2 protein-coding genes are annotated in these 5,293 nt (G+C 62.1%); one reads left to right on the plus strand and one right to left on the minus strand.

What is annotated here, in order from left to right; translation table 11 throughout:
- Positions 1-1,812 precede the first annotated feature (1,812 nt).
- A complete protein-coding gene (locus PLL20_21485; GenBank protein ID HPD32572.1) occupies positions 1,813-3,771 on the minus strand; it encodes an HDOD domain-containing protein in 1,959 nt (652 codons plus the stop codon).
- A gap of 655 nt (positions 3,772-4,426) precedes the next feature.
- On the opposite strand from PLL20_21485, the gene PLL20_21490 reads away from it, so the two are divergent.
- A complete protein-coding gene (locus tag PLL20_21490) occupies positions 4,427-5,212 on the plus strand; it encodes a CPBP family glutamic-type intramembrane protease (GenBank protein HPD32573.1) in 786 nt (261 codons plus the stop codon).
- Positions 5,213-5,293 lie beyond the last annotated feature (81 nt).

The raw sequence follows: 5,293 nt of genomic DNA on the forward strand, positions 1-5,293 counted from the left end.
CCCCTGATCCGGCAGCCCCGACCACAACACCGACACCTTCCCCCCTCACCACGGGCGAACCCAAGATACCTCGGTAAGCCCTCTAAAACGGGCTACAACCCCGGCCGACCACCAACCGCCCGTATATCGCCCGGTCTATCAGCCCGCCCTTGGCGGGAACACCCCCTGAAGGAGGCTCCTCGCCCAACCTCGACCGGTCGGCATACACGCCCACACTGTCACGCACCCATGTGATCGGGTCCGAACGATGAACCCTTGACATCCCAGGAGAGCTGGTGCTCGCGTCTGATTCGCGTGGCGAGTACTGAAATGTCAAGCATGAACCAGACGGTGACCGGAATGGAACCAGATGCGCTGCCTCAGTGCCTGATCTCCGGGAGGCCTTTCGGCGGGTCGGCCTCGATGGCTCAGACGGGCGGACGCCCGGAACCGGAGAACATTTGTGTCCGCAGGGGCGGCCGCGAAGGCCGGCAAGGATGAAGACGGCGGAATAGTGGCTCAAGACAGTCGCCCCCAAAAACGAACCCGTCCGGTCTCGTGTCTCACGATGGCGCCTGAACCCTTCTTGTGGTTGCCTGAAGCTTTCCAGGCAGGGCGATCAGAAGAACGCGCGGCTGCGATCAACGAACCTGTTCATGCCTGCAACGTCAAGCTGGACCATGGGGTGTTTGCCCGGTAGCATGGGCCACATGCCCACATATCCAATCCCAAGGCGGACCGCCTTTTTGCGGGCCGCAACCCAAGCGTACCGCGATCCGGAAACATGCGCGCAAAATGCGCACCAGTCCCGATGGAAGAGGCTAAACCGAAGCTGTCGGCGGTCGACCCTCAACCGAAATGATCGGGGAATTGCTCATACCGCGCGACGGACCGCGGCTTCGAAGAGCAGTCTGCCCCCCACGCGTTCCTTATCCGCGTCAATCCGCGTGATCTGCGGGCACAAAAAAGGCGCCGGCACTCAGCGATCAGCGGTCGACACTGCCTATCCCTGCGCATCGCCATAATGTCCAGAACCCGTTGGGGCAGATCACCGACCACTGAGAACCGATACCCCGTCTTGCCTGTTGTATCTTCCGCCCATTCCGCGCTTCGGCTTCCCCTCCCCGTCCGGCACTCTCTGGCCCCCACGTCCGGCTGGGCTAAGAGCCAACAGCTAAGAGCTAAAAGCTTCTCCCCTCCGCGTTCCGCTTGCATCCTTCTTGCCCGAGCACCCCCGCCTGTTATCCTCCCAACGGGACCGGCGGAGATACTCCACCGGCATACCGTCCTCAACCGGCTGGGACCGTACACGCCCTCCGGCTGCCCGCAGGCCAACGTTCTTTGACAAGTCGTTTCTCCAAAGGAACCCACCCGCCAGAAGCGATCAGCGGTCTGCGTTCGGCACTCGGCCAAGCGCAGGCCTGCCCCGGGCGTGTCTGGCTGAAACCCGAGACCTGATGGTCCACACCTCCCCGGCGCCAAACCAACCCAAGCCTGCGCAATCTGGAGAAAATGGGTAAAGAATCCGGCGGCCACGTCCCGTTGTGACACCCGTCTTCCTGATTGCTGAACCCTGGACGCCGAAAAACCGCTGGCGCCAAACGAACCCAATAGTATTGTAAACCATTATGAAAAAAAGACTTACGTGCTACGCCGACCGTGCCGTTGCCGCGGAGCCGTATGCGGGAGGAATTACTGAAGCCCAGGGCCGCAGAGGTCGGAACGACTCGCCAGGCAGGCTTCGGCCGGCGATGGATCATCCCGATGCGCGTTGCACGGATCGTGCCAAGCCGGTTGTTCGTGCAAGCCGCAGCGTCAGGCCTGGCAGCCGTCTCACCCCTTGCCAGCCGGGTCTCGCTCGCGCGGGCCCGCCACATGCACGCGGTTTCTGCCCGCTCGCTTGGCGGCGTACAAAGCCGCATCGGCTGCGGCGAGCAAATCGTCTGACGAGCTCATCTCCTCGTCCCGTTCGGCAACCCCCAGGCTGATCGTAACGTTGCACTTGTCTCCCCTGGCCTTGATGGGGCTCGACGCAACCGCCTTCCGAAGCCGCTCGGCGAGCCGCCGCGATGCCTCGGCGGATGAGCCCGGACAGACGATCAGGAACTCCTCGCCGCCGAACCGACACAGTTTCTCGCCAGCCCTCACCGTCGACCGAAGGCGATTGGCCGTTTCGACCAGCACCAGGTCGCCCGTCCTGTGGCCGTACCTGTCGTTGATACGCTTGAACCGATCAATGTCGACCATGACGCACGAGAGCGGACTGTTCTGGCGGACCGATAACGCCCAGTGCTCCGCCAGGGAAAGCATCGCCTCCCGCCGGTTGAACAATCCGGTAAGCTCGTCCTGGCTGGCCATGACTTGCAGCCGGTCGTTGTAAGCCGAGAGCTTGACGTTGTAGGCGGAGACCTCAAGGGCACGCGCCGCCAGGCTGGCCTTGAGCCGCACCACCCGCTGGCCCGCACGTACCCGGGCCAGGAGTTCCTCGCGACCGTACGGCTTGGAGAGAACGTCGTCCGCCCCGGCGTTAAGGGCTTCCACCATCTGCGTCCTGTCCAGGTAGCCGGTCAGCATGATGATGTACGCCAGTTCCGCGCCTTCCTGCGATCGCAACCTGCGGCATAGTTCCAGTCCGTCGATCCCCGGCATCTGGCAGTCGGTGATGATCATCTGAGGCGCTTGAGCAAGATCCACGCATATCGCCTCGGCGCCGTTTGAAGCAGTCATCACCCGGTAGCCTGCCTCGCCGAGGTGCTTGGTCAAGAGGGCCAACTGGTCAGGATCGTCTTCAACAACCAGAATCCGCAGCGAATCACCGCCCGCTGGTCGTGCATTCTTTTCCGACGCGGTCGGAGATACGACGTCGCTTTGACGATACGCCCGCCCGTAAGAGCCGACTCGGGCCTGCTCGATCTCCGATGTCTGGTCGGGCTTCAACAAAAACATCGCTGTCGTCTCAAGCCACTCTTCGCGGACGGCGTCCATCAGTCGGCTGAGCTCCGCCGCCGTCAACCCAAGCAGGCCGGCCTGGTGTTCGAGCCCGGCTGCAAGATCCGGGTCCGCCTCCCGCCGGTTTAATGCGGCCGCAATCAGGGAGGCAAGACGCAATGTGGCGCGGGTAACGTCGGCCGGGGCAACGGCGTTCGTACCCCGCCAATCCGCGGCGTCCTGCTTGCGAACGATCTCGCAGAGAGCGTCCGGCACATGCCAGCCGCTCATCATGTCCGCCGACAGATCGTTGTGGTCCGTTCCAAAAATCTCCCGTTCGATCTCGAGCAAACCGGGTATATCATCGGCCCGGGCCCGAGCCAGAGCCCGGGCATACTGCTCCGGGCATCCCACCGCCAACGCCAACTGGCCGATCTTGCCGAGCAGACCCAGGGTGAATGCCTCGTCGGCCGGCAGGCCTCCCAGCCGGGCAAACAGATGCTGTGCCGATACGGCTCTTGCAACAGATTCCCTCCAAAAACGTGTGAAATCGAAGTTCTCGCAGCGCCCGGTCCGGTGATTCGAAATGAGCGAGATACTTAACGCGAGGTGCTTGAGCGTCCGCAGGCCGAGCAGCACCACCGCGCGGGATACCGAGCCGATCCGTCGCGAGGTACCGGCAATCGGGGAATTGACCAGCTTCAGCACGCGTGCCGCCAAGGCAGGATCGGACTCGATGGTGGCCGCGATGGCTTCGACCGTGGAATCCTCGTCGCCGGCGAGTCGCAGGAGCTTGAGCACCACCCCCGTGGGAGAGGGTAAAGCGTTCTCGTTTTTCAACTGTTCGTAAAGACCACTGGGCATGAAAGAATCTTTGTCAGTTCGCCTCATCTTGCTGCTCGGAAGATGGGGACGCCTTCCCAGCCCGCTCCCGTCGACCGAGACACGCGCAATTCAACCGGCGCGTCGGCTCGCCACTAATAATCGGACATCGCCACATGGGAATTCACGATCAGTTGACTCTCAAGCGAAGATTGCGTGCGAACCTCATGAGCAAGCAGAAACGCAGTGTAAGGTGTTTGTGAAAAAGACGTGCAATGACTGAGATGCCCGCTCCGTGCGGCCAACGGCCTGGCATGCCCTTTCCGTCACCTTGGGCGCCGCACTTCCCTGTTTGATGCATCGACTCGACCTTAAGCAGGCCATCCGAACGATCTGGCTCTTGTCCTTATCTGCTGGCGATTTCCAAGTGTGACTGATCGACCTCTGATCCTCATCTCGAAGCCGCGGCCCTGTTTTCCACCTCTGCATCCGTCCTGACAACCCCCTGCGGTTCTTAACAAACCGCAAGTACGGGTCACGCTGCCGCGGACCGCCCGCCGGCATGGCGTCAATCCGCCTTCGAGAGAGCAACGCCGGAGGATTTCGTGAATCGGACCGCCGCCGCCGCAACAACCTCGTTGCCGGGCCGACACCGCTAACCATTGCCAACGAAACGGCTGGGACGATAATCGCCCGCATGGCCAGGAAACAAGGCGTCAGAAGCTACGACTTCAGTACCTACCCGTCGCCGGATTCGGTGCTGGGACAGCAGTACTACTACGTCACCCTTCGTTTCTGGCCCAGTCTCGTCTTCGTCACGCCGTTCCTCGTGGTTTACGAGATAGGCCGGCTCGTCAATCAGGCCGGACCAACCAGTCCCAATGAGCAACTGGTGGCCGCGTGGCTGATCGAGTCGCTCGTTCGAACCATCGGCGTCAGCGGCTACTTCCCCGCCCCAACCCTGCTGACCGTGGCGGTGTTGTTGGCCTGCCACCTCGTGGCCAAACACCCGTGGAAGTTCGACATCTGGGTCCTGGCCGGCATGTTGGGCGAGAGTCTGATCTATACCATTCCGCTGATTGTCCTGCGGCGCATTCCGCATGCGGCGGTCCTCGCGACCGGATCGGCTTCGTACGACACCTGGCTCAACGAAGTGATCAGGAGCTTCGGCGGCGGGGTCTACGAAGAACTGGTGTTCCGGTTCATCTGCATGAACGTGCTGCACATCTTTCTGGTCGATCTGTGTCGGCTGCCGCGAACCCCGGCCAGTGTGGCGATCATCTTTGCCTCGGCGGTCGTCTTCGCCGCCTCGCATCATTGGCCGTTGGGAAGCGAGCAGTTCAACCAGACCGAGTTCCTCTTCCGCACCTTCGCAGGGCTGTACCTGGCAGGTCTCTATTTCTTCCGCGGCTTCGGCGTCGCCGCCGGGTGTCATTCCTTCTACAACGTGCTGGTCTATACGCTCGTCGCCCTGCGAGGGTGAGACCGGCGACATTTGGCCTGCTGCGTGGAGCATTCCTATCCTCACGATCCGCCACAATGGGGACGGAATTCCCGGCCGGCC

This window comes from Phycisphaerae bacterium (assembly GCA_035384605.1).
In the GTDB taxonomy this organism is placed as follows: domain Bacteria; phylum Planctomycetota; class Phycisphaerae; order UBA1845; family PWPN01; genus JAUCQB01.